Here is a 17,283-nt window from a genome sequence, read left to right on the forward strand (position 1 = left end):
GCGCTACCACGGACAATGGTCAGTACAGGTCTACCGGATCCACGTCCAGCGACCAGCGCACCCGGCGCGCTTCGGGCAGGCCATGCAGCAGCGGCACCACGTGGTCGAGCACGGCGTGCAGTACCGGCCGCTGCGCGCTGGACAGCAGCAGTTGGGTGCGCTGGTAGCCAGCCCGGCGCGGCATCGGCGCAGGCATCGGTCCGAAGGCTTCCAGGCGCGGTTGCTCGCCCAGCAGCGCACGCGCGGCCAACAGGAATGCATTGGCATGCTCCACCTGCTGCGCCTCGGCACGCAGCAGCGCCAGGTGCGCGAACGGAGGGAAACCGGCGGCCTGGCGCTGGTTGAGTTCAGCCGCGGCGAAAGGGTGGTAGCCGCCGTTGACCAGGGTTTCCAGCAGCGGGTGGCCCGGATGATGGGTCTGCAGCCAGACCTCGCCGGGGTCGCGCGCGCGGCCGGCGCGGCCAGCCACCTGGATCAGTTGCTGGGCCAGCTTCTCGGTGGCACGGAAATCGGAGGAGAACAGTCCTTCGTCGATGCCCACCACCACCACCAGCGTCAGCTTCGGCAGGTCGTGGCCCTTGGCCAGGATCTGCGTGCCGACCAGGATGCCGGCCTGGTCGCCCAGCGTGGCCAGTTGTTGTTCCAGCGCATCGCGCCGCGAGGTGGTGCTGCGGTCGATGCGCAGCACCGGCACGTCCGGGAAGGCCTGTGCCAGATGTTCTTCCAGCCGCTCGGTGCCAATGCCCTGCGGCTGCAGTGCCAGGCTGCCGCAGGCCGGGCAGGCCAGGGGCGTCGGCTGTCGCGCACCGCAATGGTGGCACTGCAGCCGCCGGCCGGCACCGTGCACGGTCATCGGCGCGTCGCAGCGCTGGCAGGGGGCGGTCCAGCCACAGTCGTGGCATAGCAGTACCGGCGCGTAACCCCGACGGTTCTTGAACACCAGCACCTGCTGGCCATTGCCCAGATGGGTGGCGATGCCTTCCAGCACCTCCGGCGAAAGTCCATCGCGCAGCGGACGCTTGCGTACGTCGAGGATGCGCACGCGTGGTGGCCGCGCTTCGCCCGCGCGCTGCTTCAGGCGCAGATGGGTGAAGCGACCCGCATGGGCGTTGTGCAGGGTCTCCAGGGCCGGCGTGGCGCTGCCCAGCACCACCGGCACGCCCAGCGCCTTGCCGCGCACCAGGGCGAAGTCACGGGCGTGGTAACGGATGCCATCCTGCTGTTTGTAGCTGTTGTCGTGTTCCTCATCGACGATCAGCAACCCGGCTTCCGGCAGCGGGGTGAAGATGGCCGAACGGGTGCCGACGATCACCCGTGCCTCGCCGCGTGCCGCAGCCGCCCAGACGCGGCCGCGTTCGGCGTCACCCAGCCCCGAATGCAGCGCGTGCACGGCGATGCCCAGCCGGCCGCGGAAACGGGCCAGCGTCTGCGGGGTCAGCCCGATTTCCGGCACCAGCACCAGCGCCTGCCGGCCCCGCGCAAGGCAGTGGATGATGGCCTGCAGGTACACCTCGGTCTTGCCGCTGCCGGTGACGCCGTCCAGCAGCAACGGCGCGAAGCCCTGTGCGGCGGTGATCGCTTCCACCGCCGCGGCCTGGTCCGGGTTGAGGGTGGGGCCTGGCAGCGGATTGGCCTGCAGCGGGGCCACGCCCAGTGCCACCTTCTCGGCCAGCCCGCGCTTGGCCAGGCTGCGCGCCGCCACGCGCCAGCCATCCATGCGCGCGGCGATGACATCCTCGTCCACCACGGCATCGGCCAACAGCTCGGCCAACTGGCGCGGACGGCTGCCGGCGCGCAAGGTGTCGCGTTGCTGCCGGCCTTCACCGGTCAGTTGCCAGCCCCAGTGATGGGTATCGGGCAGCGGATCGCCATGGCGCAGCGGTCCGGGCAATGCGGTGGACACTACTTCGCCGAGTGGCGCATGGGTGTAACCGGCCAGCCATTGCAGGCTGCTCCACAGCTCGCCCTGCAACAGCGGCGCCGGGTCCAGCCAGGCCAGCGCCTGGCGCAGCGTGGTGCCTGCATCCACCTGGCCGGCTTCGACCACCAGCCCGACCAGCTCGCGCGGGCCGAAAGGCACTTTCACCCGGCACCCGACGGCCGTGTCCGGTGCCGGCCCGGCGGGGGCCAGGTAATCGAAAAGCTGGGGAAGCGGCACCGCCAGGGCGACGCGCAGGGTAGGGAGGGGGGCAGCCATGCCGCCAGTGTAGCGGCCTGTTCAGCCGGACCAATATCCGGGTTCCACGACCTTGCGGTTCAGTGTTGAGTGTTTGAATGCGAGCTAAATATCGGAGTCCATTGAAGATTCAGGGTTATCCACATTTTCTGGGGATAAGTCTGTGTGTTAGAGCCGGCGGAACACGGCAAGTACCGATCACGTCAGAGTCGAACCTTCATTGGTCAAAAAATCGCCACATAATATTATTGTTTTAAATCAATAGCATGCGTGTGAAATATCGCTGAAACATGCGAATTCACCGGTGGGAGCTCCTGCAGGGCGTGCGGTTCGTGATGCTGTGCACAACGTGGAGCACGATCCCCTGATCAGCGCAAGTCCTCCGCGCCGTTATTGGTAGCAGCTATCATTCCGCGTGAATTCCTGGAGTACCCAATGACGGCTGCGTCCGCTTCTGTTTCCCCAACCGCGGCCGGTGCGTTGTCGGCGTTTCTTCGAGGTGTCGAGCGGCGTGCGCTGGTGGTCGCCGAACTGCAGACCGGCGATGCGGCGCGTGCCGAGCAGGCACTGGTCGCGGTGATGCGCGCCTTCGCTGCCGTTGCCAGCGACCTGCCGATGGCACAGTGGCCCCCGCGCTTCTGGGCGCTGTTGTCGGCCCGCCAGGCGCTGCGCGAAACCCCCAGTGGACGCTGGGAAGGCGAACTGCTGCACCTCGGCACGCTGGACCCGCTGGTGCGCCTGGCCCTGCTGTTGCGGGTCGGTGCCGGGCTGGACGAGGACACGGCGGCGCGGTTGCTCGATACCGACGTGGACGGTTACCAGGAGGCGCTGGCCGTGGCCTGCCCGCGTGATGCCCAGGGCGTCCCTGACGCGCAGGGCTGGCGGCAACTGGCGGAACGGGTACAGCAGCGCATCCGTGAATTGCCGGCGCAGCGGCTGAAGGAGCTGCAGCAGCCGGTGGCCGCCGGCAGGAAGGACGATGTGCCCAAGGGCTGGCGCGCGCCGAATGCCGATGTGCGTGCGGAGCCGGCGCGTCCACGGCGGCGGCCTTCGCAGCAACGGCGGTGGAAGGGGCCGGTGATCCTGCTGGCCACGGTCGCGGTGATGCTGCTGTTGGCGCTCGGATGGCGTCACTGGCAGGCCAGCGCGCCCGATACGGCTGCCGCCGTGCCTGATGGTGCGATCGGTGAAGCCGGCCCGGTCACGGTGGAGGCGCTGGACCGGGCTGCGCCGGAGGTGGCGCCTGCCGGCGATGACCCGATGGCGACCGAAGACGCGGCGATGCTGGCCGATGCCGACTTCGCACTGCTGGCCGATGCCGATCTGCATGCCTGGTCGGCTGCCGGCGGGCCGCTGCCGGTGGACGAATCGCAGGCCAGGCCGAGCCGGCCCGAGCCGGCCAGCAGCGCGCTGGAGACCACCGCTGCTGATGAATGATCGATGCAGGCCCGCATGCAACGGCTGTTGACCACGCCGTCGCTGTCGGCACTGCCAAACCCGTCGGTGTATTCTGCTTTGACCATGTCTTTCGTCTCTCCTCGCCTCCCTTGCCTGCTGCTGGCCGCGTTGTTGCCGGCCTTTGCGGCCATGGCCACGCCGGACCGCAACGTGATTCCCGTGCAGGCGGCCGGCGTGTCGCCGTTGCCATCCGGGCCGGCGGTTCCGCAGTGGCGACAACTGAGCCCGGCGCAGAAGCGCGAACGCCGCATGCAGTACGCGGCATGGCGGGCCATGGGCGAAGGCGAGCGCCAGCGCGTGCGTACCGCCGCCGCGCGTTTCCAGGCGCTGCCTGCGGACAGGCAGCAATCGCTGCGCGAGCAGTTCAATGCCCAGGACCAGGCTTTCCGCGATGGATGGCGGCTGGGCCCGTTGCTGGGTGAACATTTCAGCCGCCTGCAGGGCATGTTCGGCTTCGTGCCTGCCGAACAGCGCGAGGCCACCCTGGCGGTGTTGCGGCAGCTGAACCCTGCTCAGGTGTCGCAGCTGACCCTGGTGGCGCAACGCACGCCTCCACAGGAGCGCGACGCCGTACGGACCGAATTCCTGGCGGTGGCACCGGCGCAGCGCGATGCCTGGCTGGCACGGCAGGTAGGCCACTGACGCTGCAGGCAGCGTGTGGGTGGGCAGGCAGTGACGACCCATGCCGCACCGGTAGCCGCGTCAGGTAACATGACGCCCCCGCAACCCGGTGCCTGTGCCCTTCGCGCGCAGCCGCAGTTGACGGCCCCTGCAGCACCATGTCCATTGAATCCCCCGCGCCGCGCTTCAGCCAGGAAGTGCGCGCCACCGGCCTGCTTGCCCTGCCTCTCGTGCTGGGCCACGTCTCCACCGGCCTGATCTCCTTCGTCGACAATGTCATTGCCGGCCATCACGGCACGCAGACGCTGGCGGCGGTGACCATCGGCACGGCGCTGCTGTGGCTGCCGATGCTGATCCCCATCGGCACCCTGATCTCGCTCACCGCCTCGGTGTCGCAGCTGCATGGCGCCGGCCGTGAGCGCGAGATCGGCCCGTTGTTCCGCCAGGCCCTGTGGCTTGCCTTGGGGCTGGGGCTGATCATGTTCACCTTCCTAAGCGTGGTGCCGCCGCTGCTGCCCGCGTTCGGCATCGCGCCGGACATCGTGCCGGGCGCCACCGCGTTCCTGCACGCAGTGCGCTGGGGCGGCCCGGCGCTCACGCTCTATTTCTGCATGCGTTATCTCAGCGAGGGCATGCACTGGACGATGCCGACCATGTTGATCGGCTTCGGCGGCCTGCTGGTGCTTGCGCCGATGGGCTACGTGCTGGCCAACGGCAAGCTGGGGTTTCCGGAGATGGGGGCCGAAGGCCTGGGCCTTGCCTCGGCGGTGATGATGTGGCTGCAGGCCCTGTGCTTTGCCACCTACCTGTGGAAGACCAGGCGTTTTGCCCACCTGCAGCTGTTCAGCCACTTCGAAGGGCCGCGCTGGCGCGCCATATGGGACCTGCTGCGGACTGGTCTGCCGATCGGCATCACCGTGCTGATGGAGGGTGGACTGTTCATCGTCACTGCGCTGCTCATTGGCCGGCTCGGCGCCAACGAAGCGGCCGCGCACCAGATCGCCATCAACGTGGCCCAGCTGTGCTTCATGATCCCGATGGGCGTGGCAGAGGCCACCACCGTGCGCGTCGGCCACTCGGTCGGCCGCGGTGATGGGTTCGGCGTGCGGCGAGCGGCCTGGGCGGGTTATGCGATCATCATGGGCACGCAGACGCTGTCGGCGCTGGTGCTGCTGTTTGGCCATGATGCGATCGTCGGCGTGTACACCAACGACCTGGCGGTAGCCGGCCTGGCCTCGACGTTGCTGCTGTACGCGGCCACCTTCCAGTTCCCCGACGGCATCCAGGTGCTGTCGGCCGGTGCACTGCGCGGCCTGAAAGACACCCGCGTGCCGATGTTCATCGCCATGTTCGCTTACTGGGGGCTGGGCATGCCGCTGGGCGCATGGCTGGGCCTCGGCCTGGGCATGGGACCCCAGGGCATGTGGATCGGGCTGATCGTCGGGCTCACCGCCGCCGCCATCCTGATGGGCTGGCGGCTGCACCACAGCAGTGCGCGGACCGGCCAATCGCTGCTGTCCTGAACCCCCGTGGCGTGAGGGTTGCGTCACGGGACGCCCTGTGCGTCCCCCTTACTTGTGTCCGATGCTGCGAACGAGCGCAACCGCTATGCTGACCCTGCAATTTCCACGGCAAGATGCCAACCGGAGCACCCCATGAACCAAACCGTGCCACCGCTGCCCCCGGCGCGCCGCAATCCAGTCGCCGCCTTCTTCGTCGGGCTGTGGGACGTGATGAATTTCACCCGCAGGCTGATCCTCAACGTGCTGTTCTTCGGCCTGTTGTTCCTCGTGCTGGTTGCCCTGGTCGTGGCTGCGGGCATGGGGGCCGGTGCCAGCAAGTCGCTGCAGGACCGCACTACGCTGGTGATCGCGCCGGAAGGACGGCTGGTCGAGCAGTTCAGTGCCGACCCGGTCAGCCGCGCGCTGGCGAAGGCGATGGGCGATCGCGGTGCGGAGGAAATCCAGCTGCGTGACCTGGTCCGGGCGATCGATTCGGCACGCGAGGACAAGAAGATCGAGCGCGTCGTGCTGGAGCTGGACAAGCTGCAGCCGTCGGGCTTTGCTTCGCTGCGCGAAGTAGCCGGCGCACTGCAGCAGCTGCGCGCATCGGGCAAGCAACTGGTGGCTTACAGCGAAAGCATGGGCCAGTCGCAATACCTGTTGGCCGCGCAGGCCGACGAGGTCTACTTGGACCCGATGGGCGCGGTGCTGCTGGAAGGCCTGGGCCGCTACCGCCAGTATTTCCGCACCGGCCTGCAGGACAAGCTGGGCGTGGACGTGCACCTGTTCAAGGTGGGCGAGTACAAGTCCGCCGCCGAACCGTACGTGCTCGACGCTGCTTCGCCGCAGGCCAAGGAAGCCGACCTGTACTGGATGAACGACGTATGGCAGCGCTACCTGGGCGATATCGCCAAGGCGCGCCGGCTGGATCCGGGCCAGCTGGCCGCAGGCATCGATACGCTGCCCGAGGGCGTGGCCGCCGCCGGTGGCGACCTGGCCAAGTTCGCGCTGCAGCAGAAGCTGGTGACCGCCCTGAAGACGCGGGAGGAATTCGACGAGCTGATGATCGAACGCGGCGTGGCCGACAACGATGCAGACGGTGGCTTCCGCAACGTCGACCTGGGGGGTTACCTGGCACAGCTGGACGCGCGTCGCCGTCCGGTGGATTCGCGTCCGCAGGTGGCGGTGGTGGTGGCCGCCGGTGAGATCAGCGGTGGTGACCTGCCGGCTGGACGCATCGGTGGCGAGTCCACGTCGGCCCTGCTGCGCGAAGCGCGCGACGACAATGACGTCAAGGCCGTGGTGCTGCGCGTGAACTCGCCCGGTGGTGAAGTCTTCGCGTCCGAGCAGATCCGCCGCGAAGTGGTGGCGCTGCAGGCGGCTGGCAAGCCGGTGGTGGTGTCGATGGGCGACCTGGCCGCATCCGGTGGTTACTGGATCAGCATGAATGCCGACCGCATCTACGCCGACGCATCGACGATCACCGGTTCGATCGGCATCTTCGGCATGGTGCCGAACGTGGCGCGCGCGCTGGACAAGATCGGCGTGCACACCGATGGCGTGGGCACCACCCGGTTTGCCGGTGCGTTCGACATGACCCGTCCACTGGACCCGGCAGTCGGGCAGGTGATCCAGTCGGTGATCGACAAGGGTTACGCTGACTTCACCGGTCGCGTCGCCGAAGCCCGCAAGAAGCCGGTCGAGGCGGTGGACGAAGTCGCGCGCGGCCGGGTGTGGTCAGGCGCGCAGGCCAAGGAGCGCGGCCTGGTCGACGCCTTCGGCGGCCTGAAGGACGCGGTGGCTGACGCTGCGGGCCGGGCCAAGCTCGGTGCCGACGACAAGTACCGCGTGCGTTACATCGAAAAGGCGGCCACGCCGTTCGCGCAGTTCGTCAGCGGTTTCGCCGGCAGCCATGCCGGTGCGTGGATGCTGGCCGAATCGGGCGTGGGCCGGATGGTGCTGGCACGCACGATGCCGGAAGTGGACACCCAGCTGCGCTTCGTCGAGAACGCCGTGCGCGAGCAGGGCAACGGCACGCCGGTGAAGGCATTGGCTTACTGCTTCTGCGGCTTCTGATGCAACGAAAAAAAGGGGACGGAGGGAATTAATTTCAATTAATTCCCTCCGTCCCCTTTTTCGTGCGTGCCTGCTGCGTGGGCCTGCGGCTCGGGCGGCTTGTCATGGGCCGGGACCGGGGGACGCTGGCAGGCGGCCAGCAGTAGCAGGATGACCAGCCCTGCGCTTGCTTTCATGGCATGCATCGGACTTCTCCGCGGGTGGCGACGCCGCCAGTGTGGCACGTAACCGCGACCGGTTCGCCGGGCGGCGTCGGGCGCTATGCTTGTGCCATCGTTCGGTGGGCAGTGCCCGGCAAGGAGAAAACAAACGTGAATTCGCAGCGATGGCGGCTGGATGGGCAGACCGCGCTGATCACCGGTGCCAGTGCCGGCATCGGGCTGGCGATCGCCCGTGAACTGCTCGGCTTCGGCGCCGACGTGATGATCGTGGGCCGCGACATCGACATGCTGGAAAGCGCCCGCGATGACCTGGCCGACGAGTACCCCGCACAGGCGATCCATGCCCTGGCCGCCGACGTGTCCGATGACGAGGACCGGCGCGAGATCCTGGACTGGGTGGAAGACCATGCCGATGGCCTGCATATCCTGGTCAACAACGCCGGCGGCAACATCACCCGCCCGGCGATCGACTACACCGAGGAGGAGTGGCGCAACATCTTCGAAACCAACCTGTTTTCGGCGTTCGAGCTGTCGCGCTATGCGCATCCCCTGCTGACCCGGCATGCGGCGTCGGCCATCGTCAATGTCGGCAGCGTCTCCGGGCTGACCCATGTGCGCAGTGGCGCGGTATACGGCATGACCAAGGCCGCCATGCACCAGATGACGCGCAACCTGGCCGTGGAATGGGCCGAAGATGGCATCCGGGTCAATGCGGTGGCGCCGTGGTACATCCGCACGCGGCGCACGTCCGGGCCGCTGTCGGATCCGGATTACTACGAGCAGGTGATCGACCGCACGCCGATGCGCCGCATCGGTGAACCGGAAGAGGTCGCCGCAGCGGTGGGGTTCCTGTGCCTGCCGGCCGCCAGCTACGTCACCGGCGAATGCATCGCCGTGGATGGCGGGTTCCTGCGCTACGGCTTCTGATGCAGGGCGGCGCGTTACGGGCCTTGGGTGGCTGCGATGGACTGCGTTCGCCGGGCATGGCGCGGCGCCATGATCAGGGTACCGGGCAGTCGCTGGCTTCCAGCACCGCCTGCAGCCGCTCGCGTTCGGCTGTCGCCGCTGCCTGGTTGTCCGGCGCAGCGAAGCGTTCCTGTCCGCGCGCAGTACGCAGGCGCTGCTGCCAACCGCCGCAGCGTTGTTGCTCGTCCAGGGCCGTGCAGGTGTCGCGCTGCACTTCGCAACTGGCGGCATTGCCGGGGGCCACGCTGCCACCCAGGCCGGTCAGCGCCAGCGGAACGCAGCGCGGTGGCGCGGGCTCGAACTCGTGCAGGTATTGGCTGTCATCGCGGCCAACACAGCGATAGATGTCCGGCAGCGGAGGTTTCGGCGGTGCCGTTCCGGCCTGCGCAGCAGCCCGGGCGCGCACCACGTCGCTGTCGAGTATGGCGTCGCCGTCGGTGGCCTGCTGGCCGTCCTGCAGGGCCGGCAGCAGATCGCTGTCGAGCACGGCGTTGGGTTTCTCTTCTCCCAGCGAGGTGGAGGCGGTGGACACCGACGATGCCCCCCGGCGCTGGATGACCTGCGTGCTGCCCGAAGGGCAGGGACCGTCCTGCAGGGCCACCTCGCCATCGGCGTTGGTGCAGCGGAACACCACCGCCTGGTCGGCGAAGGCTGGGACGGCCAGCGCCAGGGCGGCCAGGTAGATCCAAGTGTTCATGCGCAGATTGTAGCGGCGCAGGTCAACGGCCACCGCAGTCCTGGTCCAGCCGCGCATCGATGCCACGCTGTTCCCGGGTGATGTCCTGGCGTTCGCCCTGCAGCGCGCTGTTGTAGCGGCGGTCCAGTTCCCAGCGCTGGTCGCGCAGCCGTGCGCAGGCTTCCTGCGGTGGCAGCGCATGGCAGGCGTCGCGCACCAGGACGTTGCCGGCGGGAAAGCCGACACCGATGGCGGGTGGTCGATGGCCAAGGCCCGGGGCAGCGCCATGGTCGCTACCGACTCCATCCCGGCCTTCGGCGCGCACCGGCGGCAGGCCCGATCCGCCGCGCCAGCCGCGGTGTCCGCCGGGTACCCAGGCGCTGGCCCATAGCGGCACCCAGCGCGGGTTGCCTTCGTTGCTGTCGCTGACGTAACGCTGGCCTTCGTCGGTAGTGCACTCGTACATCGGCCGCGGAGGCAGGATGTAGACATGGCGGATCTCGCGCGGTGCCTGCGCCGACGCGGCGGCGGGCGTGATGACCGTATCGGTGCTGGCCTGGCGCTGTGGCGGATCCTGCGGGCGTTGCATTTCCCGCACTTGCTGGCGTCCGCTGGTGCAGGGGCTGTCCTGCAGGCTCACCGTGCCGTTGCTGCCGACACAGCGGTAGACCCGCAGGCCATCGCTGGTGGGTGGCGCAGGGTGGGCTGCCAGTGGCAGGGCCAGGAGCAACAGGGCAGGGCTCAGGCGCATGATGCTCCATCGTGCGGTATTGCCGGCGCACGCGCCAGCCATGCGCCCCATCGTCATCGCGGGGGCCACGGTGGCGCTCAGGAGCGCAGTACGTTTCCGCTCAGGGCATCGCGGATCGGGGTTGGCTGCGCCAGCCCGCCGGTCATGCCATCCAGCACGCCGTCCAGCACCGCAAGCAGGCGCGGATCCAGTTCCTCGCGGGTGCGCGCAGGCGGGGCGCCCGCCAGGTTGGCGCTGGTGGACACCAGCGGTCCGCCCCAGGCCCGGCACAGTGCCGCCACCAGCGGATGGGCACTGATGCGTACGGCCAGGCCGCTGTGCTCGCCGGTAATCCATTCCGGTGCACGTGGCCCGGCCGGCAGGATCCAGGTGTTGGCCCCCGGCCAGCTGGCCAGCACTTCGCGCTGGCGTTCGTCGGGCAGGTCATGCAGCCGTGCCCAGCCCTGCAACTGCTCCAGGTCGGCGGCGACCAGGATCATGCCCTTTTCCACCGGACGCTGTTTCAATGCCAACAGGGCGTGCACGGCCATCTGGTGGGCAGGGTCGCAGCCCAGGCCCCATACGGCTTCGGTGGGGTAGGCAATGACGCCGCCTGCATGCAGGCGGGCGACGGCGGTATCCAGGGTGAGCTCTTCCATGCCGGCATTATCCGCCTGCATCGGGACGCCGGGTAGCGCCGGGCCATGCCCGGCGTGCGGTTGTCCCTCGCCGGGCATGGCCCGGCGCTATCGCCTCACGGCGCGGCTTTCTTCGCCACGGCCTTCTTGGCTGCTTTCTTCACCGTTTTCTTCACCGCCTTCTTGGCGGTCTTCTTGGTTGCCTTCTTGGCCGCGGCCTTTTTCGGTGCTGCTTCCTTCTTGACGGCCGTCTTCTTGGTCGCGGTCTTCTTGGCGGCCTTCTTGGCACCAAAGCCCTTGCGCACCGGCTTGCCGGTTTCTTCCATGAACTGCTGTGCTTCGGCCAGGGTCAGCGACGCCGGCTCGCGGTCCTTCGGGATCTTGCCGTTCATCTTGCCATCGCTCAGGTACGGGCCGAAGCGGCCGTTCAATACCTGGATATCGCTGCCTTCGAATTCCTTGATGATCCGGTTGCGCGCGATCTCTTCCTTTTCCTCGATCAGGAACACCGCACGCGCCAGGTCGATGGTGTACGGGTCATCTTCCTTCTTCAGCGAGGCATAGGTGCTGCCGCGCTTGGCGAACGGACCGAAACGACCGATGCCTACGCTGACGTCCTCACCGTTGTCCTGGCCCAGCGCACGCGGCATCAGGAACAGTTCCAGCGCGTCTTCCAGCGAAATGGTGTGCATCGACTGGCCGGGGCGCAGGGACGCGAACTTCGGTTTCTCTTCGGCATCCTCGGCGGTGCTGCCGATGGCGGCATACGGCCCGAACCGGCCCAGCCGCACGCTGACCGGCTTGCCGGTCTTGGGATCGGTGCCGAGCTCGCGCGCGCCACTGGCTTCGGCGCGGTCGACCGATTCCTTCTTCTCTTCCACCAGCTTGTTGAACGGTCCCCAGAAGCGGGCCATCAACGGGATCCAGTCCTCTTCGCCGCGCGACACCGCATCCAGCTCGTCTTCGAGCTTGGCGGTGAAGTCGTAGTCGACATACTGGGTGAAGTGGCTGGACAGGAACTTGGACACCGCACGGCCGACATCGGACGGACGGAAGCTGCGGCCTTCCATTTCCACGTACTTGCGGAACTGCAGGGTCTGGATGATCGAGGCGTAGGTCGATGGCCGGCCGATGCCATATTCTTCCAGTGCCTTCACCAGCGCTGCTTCGGTGAAGCGCGGTGGCGGCTGGGTGAAGTGCTGGTCGGCCATGATGCGTTCCAGCGGTACGCGGTCACCGGGCTTCATCGCCGGCAGCTTGCGGCCTTCGTCGTCGTCCTCGGCGCTCTTGGTGTCCTTGCCTTCCTCGTACACGGCCAGGAAGCCGGCCACTACCACGGTGGTGCCGCTGGCGCGGAATACGTGGTCGCTGCCGGCGGACAGGTCCACGCTGACGGTGTTGAGGGTAGCCGGGATCATCTGGCAGGCCACCGAGCGCTTCCAGATCAGTTCGTACAGCTTGCGCTCGTCGTCGGTGAGGTAGCGCGCCACCTGTGCAGGGGTGCGCAGCGCAGAGGTCGGACGCACCGCTTCATGCGCTTCCTGCGCGTTCTTGGACTTGGTCTGGTAGGTGTTGGGCTGGTCGGGCAACGAGGCGATGCCGAAGTCGCGGGCGATCACGTCGCGGATCTCCGCCAGTGCGTCCTGCGACAGGTTGACCGAGTCGGTACGCATGTACGAGATCAGGCCGACGGTGCCTTCTTCGCCGATGGCCACGCCTTCGTACAGCTTCTGCGCCACCTGCATGGTCTTGCGGGTGGTGAAGCCAAGCTTGCGCGAGGCCTCCTGCTGCAGCGTCGAAGTGGTGAACGGCGGCGCCGGGCGGCGCTTGCGCTCCTTGCTGGCGACGTCGGTGACGTGCAGCGCGCCCTGCGCGGCCTGCTGGATGCGCAGGCGCGCGGCTTCGGCGGTGTCGCCGTCGGTCACGGTGAACTGCTCGAACTTCTGCCCGTCCAGCTTGATCAGCTTGGCGTTGAACGGCTGCGAGGGATGCGCGCATGCCGCGGCGATGGACCAGTATTCGCGGGCGATGAAGGCTTCGATCTCCTCCTCGCGCTCGACGATCATGCGCAGCGCCGGGCTCTGCACGCGGCCCGCGGACAGGCCACGCTGCACCTTGCGCCACAACACCGGGGACAGGTTGAAACCGACCAGGTAATCCAGCGCACGGCGCGCCTGCTGGGCGTCGACCAGGTCGCCGGCGATGGCGCGCGGCTGGTTCATCGCTTCCTTGATGGCCCGCGGGGTGATCTCGGTGAACACCACGCGCTGCATCGGCTTGTCCTTGACCAGCCCCCGCTCCCTGAGGATCTCCGCGATGTGCCAGCTGATCGCTTCACCCTCGCGATCCGGATCGGTCGCCAGGAAGATGTCGTCGGCGCCCTTGGCCGCCTTGGCGATGGCATCGACGTGTTTTTCGTTCTTCTCGATGACGTCGTAGCGCATCGCGAAGTTGTTGTCCGGGTCGACCGCGCCTTCCTTCGGAATCAGGTCGCGCACGTGCCCATACGAGGCCAGGACGGTGAAGTCCTTGCCGAGGTATTTGTTGATCGTCTTGGCCTTGGCGGGCGATTCGACGATGAGCAGGTGCTTTGGCATGGTGTCGGTTTCTGTGCGCACGGCCGGGGGAAGGGCCGCTAGGGTGGAGCAAATGGGCGCATTAGTGAAGCGACCCGGCCGAATTACATAAGTTGAACGCCCGGGGGTGGGCCGGGCGTTCAGCTTTCTCTTATTAGAGGAATCACGCCGTGAGCGCCCTGTCAAGCGCCCACGCCGGATCCGCTGCCAGCTCAGCTGGCCATTTTCGCGATCATGCCGATCACCGCGACCATCATCGCCAGCAGGCCGATGGCCCCGATGCCGCCCAGCACCAGCACCACGATGGCCACTGCGCCCAGGTCCCGCCGCTGCAGCTGCGGCTGGTCGGTGAACGCCCATTTGTCGACCACCACGGTGTCGCACAGCATGTCGTGCAGGGCCTGCTTGCGCTCGGTGAACGCCGCCATGATGTAGCCGATCAACAGGGTCAGGCTGCTGAGGATTGTGCCGAAGTAGCGGCCGATCGACCGGCCCAGGGTGATGCGTTCGCCATTGCTGCGCACCACCTTGATGCCGATGGCCATCTTGCCCGGGGTGGCGCCGCCGCTGGAGGCGTGGAACCAGCCGTAGTAGGCCAGGCTGATGCCGAAGCCGATCAGCGCGCCGACCAGCTGGCCCGCCACTTCGGCTGCCGACGATCCGCCGCCGGCGAAGCTGGCTGCGCCGCCGATGCCCAGGCCGGCGATGGCACCCAGGATCATCGACGAGCCGGTCAGGATCACGTAGTCGATCAGGTAGGCGGCCAGCCGCTTCCAGAATCCGGCATAGACCACCTCGCCGCCTGCCACCGGGCGACCATCCACATAGCCGCCATCCGACGCAGGCGCGCTGTACGGCGAGGCACTCAGCGGGCCGGTGCCGGGCAACGGAGCGGTGCCATTGTCGATGGCCGCATAGTCGCCGCGCAGGTCGAAGCCGGTGCTCGGTTCGGCCGCCACTGTCGCCAGTTCCTGCAACTGCAGCTCATCGACCTTGGTGCGCAGTTCGGCCCACTGCGCCATGCCTTCGCGCCATACCAGCGTTTCCAGGGTCAGCTGGCCGCGCTGGAACAGCTGGCGGATCTCCTGCTCGGGAACCGGGCCCTGGCGCTGCTGCCCTTCGGCGTAATACCACTCAGTCATCTTCATCCCTCTGGGTCATCCTTGGAAACGTTTCTCACGCGGCAGTCTGCGGCTTTCAGCCGCGGCAATCCACGGGCAGGTATTTGTCTTCGGTTTCGCCGCTGCACTCCCAGCGCGTCGCATCGGGGTCGAACTCCAGCCACAGCAGGTCGCCATCGATGGTGGACTTGCCGGTGGCGAGGGTGGCTTCGATGCCGCAGTGGCGGTTTTCGAAGCGCCCGAACTGGACGCTGGAGAAACCCTGCGCGATGAACTGGTCGTGGCCCGGAAAGCCAGGATCGGTACCGGTCGGGCAACGCCCCTGGCGTGCGTTGAATTCCTGTACCTGCAGCTTCAGCGGCTGCAGGGCGCTGATGGATTGCGCAACCTTGGAGCGGATCACGTAGTCGTTGTAACTCGGCAGTGCGATGGCAGCCAGGATCGCGCAGACCGGCACCAGCACCACCAGCGCGCCGCCGCCGATGATGGCGGTGAGCGCGCAGCCGGACAGTCCCGATTTCCGTGGCGGCACCGGGATCGACGACGGCGGGCCCGCATAAGGGCTGGAGGGCAGTGGAACGGCCGGTGGCAGTTGCGGTGGGGTGGATTCCAGGTGGGCCGCCGGCGGAGGCGGCACGGCGGTCAGGCCCAGTTCGTCGGCCACGCTGTGCAGCGGCTGCCAGGCCGGCAGGCCGTCGCGCCAGACCAGCGTTTCCAGGCCGATCCGGTCTTCCCGGAACAGGGCCGCAATGTCTTCAGCCGAGACCGGGCCAATCTGGCGATTGCCCTCGGCATGGAACCACTCGCTCACGTGAACGTCCCCTGTATGCGCAGGGAGAGCAGTGTACGTTCAGTGAAGGGGTTCTGGCTCGTCCATGAACATCTGCGTTTCCATCCAGGCATAGGCGGCTTCCGAGCCGGGCTGGTTGAACAGCACCATCAGGACCACCCATTTCAGGTCGTCCAGGTCCAGTTCGTCCTGGTCCAGTGCCATGGCGCGGTCCAGCACCAGCTCACGCTGGTCGGCGTCGAGGATGCCGTGCTGTTCCAGGTACAGGATGAATCCGCGGCATTCCACGTCCAGCTTGTCCAGCTCCGGACCATGGTAGATGCGCACCGGGCCATCCACGCGCGCCTGCGACACGCCGGGACGCTGGGCGGCCAAGGCATCGAGCCAATCAAAGGCTTTCGCGGTTTCGGCTGGGCTGAAGCCCGCCTGGATCAGGCCGTTCTGCAGGGAGTCGCGGTCGCGGATGAGATCAGCGTCTTCGCTGAAATAGTGTTCGAACAGGTACAGCAGCACATCGAGAATGCTCTCTTTCATTGCCCCTCGGCCTGCGTCAACGACGCTGTAGAGGTTGGGAAACCAGGGTTTCGACAGTAGCGGCCGTGTTCGCACACCACGATACCCGCCAGTTCCATGGCCAGCAGCATGGAGGACAGCCGCGCGGCCGTCAATCCACATCGCGTGATCAATGAATCCATAGGGGTTGGGTCGTGGTCCAGTGCTTTCCACAAGTTCTGGTAGTCGGGCTCGGACGCCAGCGATGCGGGGAGGTGGGCTCGCCGTCCCTGTTCAGTGGGGGCATGGAGGTGCTTTTGCAAGGCGGGCAGGCTGTGGGCCAACGCCGGCGCGACCAGCGCCAGGACCTCGTCCGGCGTTTCGACCAGGGCGGCCCCGTCGCGGATCAGCCGATGGCAGCCGGCCGCACGTGGATTGCGCACCGAACCCGGCAGGGCGCACACCTCGCGGCCGGCCTCGGCAGCAAGGCGGGCGGTGATCAGCGCCCCAGAACGATTGGCCGCTTCAATCACCACGGTCACAAGGGACAGCCCGGCGACCAGTCGATTGCGGGCCGGGAAATAAGCTGGCCGCGCGGGTGTGCCGGGCGGGTACTCGCTGGCGACCGCGCCCAGCGCCGCCACCGATGCCTGCAGGCGCCGGTGATGGGGGGGATAGACGCTGTCCGGCCCATTGCCGATCACGGCCACGGTGACCCCTGCTACCTCAAGCACCGCTTGGTGGGCGGCGGCATCGATACCTGCGGCCAGGCCGCTGACCACCGCCATGCCCGCCTGTGCGAATGCACGGCTGAATTCCGCAGCCAGGGCCCGTCCGCTGGGCGTTGGGGAGCGGCTGCCGACCACCGCCACGGCCGGCAGCCACAGCCGGGAGGGATCACCGTGTATGAACAGTGCCAATGGCGGTTCGGGAATGTCGTGCAGGAGCGGCGGGAAACGCGGGTCATCGAGCGCCAGCAGATGATGGTCCGGTCGTTGCAGCCAATCGAGTCCGGTCTCCAGCAACGCGTGGTCGGGGGCCGCCAAGCGTTTCTGCTGCGCCGCCGAGCAGCCGGCCTGGCGCCAGGCGACGGGTCCGGCATTGATCGCCGAGGCGAGCGTGGGGCGTGAACGCGCCAGCGCGCGGCGTGGGGCCAGTGACCCGCCGGCCAGGATCAAGGTAAGGAGGGCAACTGTGTCTGCGTTCATGCGCATAGCGTGCGCTGGTTACAACAACGGCGCCCTAGGGCGCCGTTGCAGCATGCTGTCGGAGGTTGCCGACCCGACGGCCGGTCGCAGCC

At 67.6% G+C, this 17,283-nt stretch carries 14 protein-coding genes; 5 read left to right on the forward strand and 9 right to left on the reverse strand.

What is annotated here, in order from left to right:
• Positions 1-19: 19 nt before the first annotated feature.
• Positions 20-2,197 carry a primosomal protein N' gene (locus H4O11_RS06095; RefSeq protein ID WP_182338514.1) on the reverse strand — a complete coding sequence of 726 codons (2,178 nt, stop codon included), beginning with the start codon at positions 2,195-2,197 and terminating at the stop codon, positions 20-22.
• Between the two features lie 414 nt (positions 2,198-2,611).
• On the opposite strand from H4O11_RS06095, the gene H4O11_RS06100 reads away from it, so the two are divergent.
• The 5 genes from H4O11_RS06100 (at position 2,612) to H4O11_RS06120 (ending at position 8,921) form a co-directional block, all read left to right on the forward strand.
• Positions 2,612-3,613: a hypothetical protein gene (locus tag H4O11_RS06100; RefSeq protein WP_182338515.1), complete on the forward strand. Its 1,002-nt coding sequence runs from the start codon at positions 2,612-2,614 to the stop codon at positions 3,611-3,613.
• Between the two features lie 84 nt (positions 3,614-3,697).
• On the forward strand, positions 3,698-4,276 hold the full coding sequence (locus H4O11_RS06105; protein WP_182338844.1) for a DUF3106 domain-containing protein: 579 nt from the start codon (positions 3,698-3,700) through the stop codon (positions 4,274-4,276).
• A 137-nt stretch (positions 4,277-4,413) separates the two neighbouring features.
• Positions 4,414-5,778 carry an MATE family efflux transporter gene (locus tag H4O11_RS06110; RefSeq protein ID WP_182338516.1) on the forward strand — a complete coding sequence of 455 codons (1,365 nt, stop codon included), beginning with the start codon at positions 4,414-4,416 and terminating at the stop codon, positions 5,776-5,778.
• Positions 5,779-5,910: 132 nt separating this feature from the next.
• Positions 5,911-7,833: a signal peptide peptidase SppA gene (gene sppA / locus H4O11_RS06115; RefSeq protein WP_182338517.1), complete on the forward strand. Its 1,923-nt coding sequence runs from the start codon at positions 5,911-5,913 to the stop codon at positions 7,831-7,833.
• A 311-nt stretch (positions 7,834-8,144) separates the two neighbouring features.
• Positions 8,145-8,921 (forward strand): SDR family oxidoreductase, encoded by a 777-nt coding sequence (locus H4O11_RS06120; protein ID WP_182338518.1) that lies wholly within the window; start codon positions 8,145-8,147, stop codon positions 8,919-8,921.
• 73 nt (positions 8,922-8,994) lie between these two features.
• Here the strand turns inward: H4O11_RS06120 and H4O11_RS06125 are convergent, their stop codons facing one another.
• The 8 genes from H4O11_RS06125 to dprA form a co-directional block, all read right to left on the reverse strand.
• Complete coding sequence (locus H4O11_RS06125; protein ID WP_182338519.1) at positions 8,995-9,657, reverse strand: DUF4124 domain-containing protein; 663 nt, start codon at positions 9,655-9,657, stop codon at positions 8,995-8,997.
• A 22-nt stretch (positions 9,658-9,679) separates the two neighbouring features.
• Complete coding sequence (locus H4O11_RS06130) at positions 9,680-10,387, reverse strand: DUF4124 domain-containing protein (RefSeq protein WP_182338520.1); 708 nt, start codon at positions 10,385-10,387, stop codon at positions 9,680-9,682.
• A 77-nt stretch (positions 10,388-10,464) separates the two neighbouring features.
• Positions 10,465-11,025, reverse strand: coding sequence for an L-threonylcarbamoyladenylate synthase type 1 TsaC (gene tsaC, locus H4O11_RS06135; protein ID WP_182338521.1), 561 nt, complete (start codon positions 11,023-11,025; stop codon positions 10,465-10,467).
• A gap of 95 nt (positions 11,026-11,120) precedes the next feature.
• Entirely contained in the window at positions 11,121-13,601 is a 2,481-nt protein-coding gene (locus tag H4O11_RS06140; protein WP_182338522.1) for a DNA topoisomerase I, read from the reverse strand.
• A gap of 191 nt (positions 13,602-13,792) precedes the next feature.
• Positions 13,793-14,722: an RDD family protein gene (locus tag H4O11_RS06145; protein ID WP_182338845.1), complete on the reverse strand. Its 930-nt coding sequence runs from the start codon at positions 14,720-14,722 to the stop codon at positions 13,793-13,795.
• Between the two features lie 55 nt (positions 14,723-14,777).
• Positions 14,778-15,512, reverse strand: coding sequence for a pilin (locus H4O11_RS06150; RefSeq protein WP_182338523.1), 735 nt, complete (start codon positions 15,510-15,512; stop codon positions 14,778-14,780).
• Positions 15,513-15,551: 39 nt separating this feature from the next.
• Positions 15,552-16,025: a DUF494 family protein gene (locus tag H4O11_RS06155; protein WP_182338524.1), complete on the reverse strand. Its 474-nt coding sequence runs from the start codon at positions 16,023-16,025 to the stop codon at positions 15,552-15,554.
• Entirely contained in the window at positions 16,022-17,191 is a 1,170-nt protein-coding gene (dprA, locus tag H4O11_RS06160) for a DNA-processing protein DprA (protein WP_425506009.1), read from the reverse strand. The genes H4O11_RS06155 and dprA overlap by 4 nt, the downstream gene beginning before the upstream one ends.
• Positions 17,192-17,283: the final 92 nt, after the last annotated feature.

The sequence above is a fragment of the Stenotrophomonas tumulicola genome, from assembly GCF_014117215.1.
In the GTDB taxonomy this organism is placed as follows: domain Bacteria; phylum Pseudomonadota; class Gammaproteobacteria; order Xanthomonadales; family Xanthomonadaceae; genus Stenotrophomonas; species Stenotrophomonas tumulicola.

Bases quoted from the DNA above. Each gene is read 5' to 3' on its own strand.
- H4O11_RS06095 (WP_182338514.1), bottom strand. From the start codon at position 2,197: ATGGCTGCCCCCCTCCCTACCCTGCGCGTCGCCCTGGCGGTGCCGCTT.
- H4O11_RS06100 (WP_182338515.1), top strand. From the start codon at position 2,612: ATGACGGCTGCGTCCGCTTCTGTTTCCCCAACCGCGGCCGGTGCGTTG.
- H4O11_RS06105 (WP_182338844.1), top strand. From the start codon at position 3,698: ATGTCTTTCGTCTCTCCTCGCCTCCCTTGCCTGCTGCTGGCCGCGTTG.
- H4O11_RS06110 (WP_182338516.1), top strand. From the start codon at position 4,414: ATGTCCATTGAATCCCCCGCGCCGCGCTTCAGCCAGGAAGTGCGCGCC.
- sppA (WP_182338517.1), top strand. From the start codon at position 5,911: ATGAACCAAACCGTGCCACCGCTGCCCCCGGCGCGCCGCAATCCAGTC.
- H4O11_RS06125 (WP_182338519.1), bottom strand. From the start codon at position 9,657: ATGAACACTTGGATCTACCTGGCCGCCCTGGCGCTGGCCGTCCCAGCC.
- H4O11_RS06130 (WP_182338520.1), bottom strand. From the start codon at position 10,387: ATGCGCCTGAGCCCTGCCCTGTTGCTCCTGGCCCTGCCACTGGCAGCC.
- tsaC (WP_182338521.1), bottom strand. From the start codon at position 11,025: ATGGAAGAGCTCACCCTGGATACCGCCGTCGCCCGCCTGCATGCAGGC.
- H4O11_RS06140 (WP_182338522.1), bottom strand. From the start codon at position 13,601: ATGCCAAAGCACCTGCTCATCGTCGAATCGCCCGCCAAGGCCAAGACG.
- H4O11_RS06145 (WP_182338845.1), bottom strand. From the start codon at position 14,722: ATGACTGAGTGGTATTACGCCGAAGGGCAGCAGCGCCAGGGCCCGGTT.
- H4O11_RS06155 (WP_182338524.1), bottom strand. From the start codon at position 16,025: ATGAAAGAGAGCATTCTCGATGTGCTGCTGTACCTGTTCGAACACTAT.
- dprA (WP_425506009.1), bottom strand. From the start codon at position 17,191: ATGAACGCAGACACAGTTGCCCTCCTTACCTTGATCCTGGCCGGCGGG.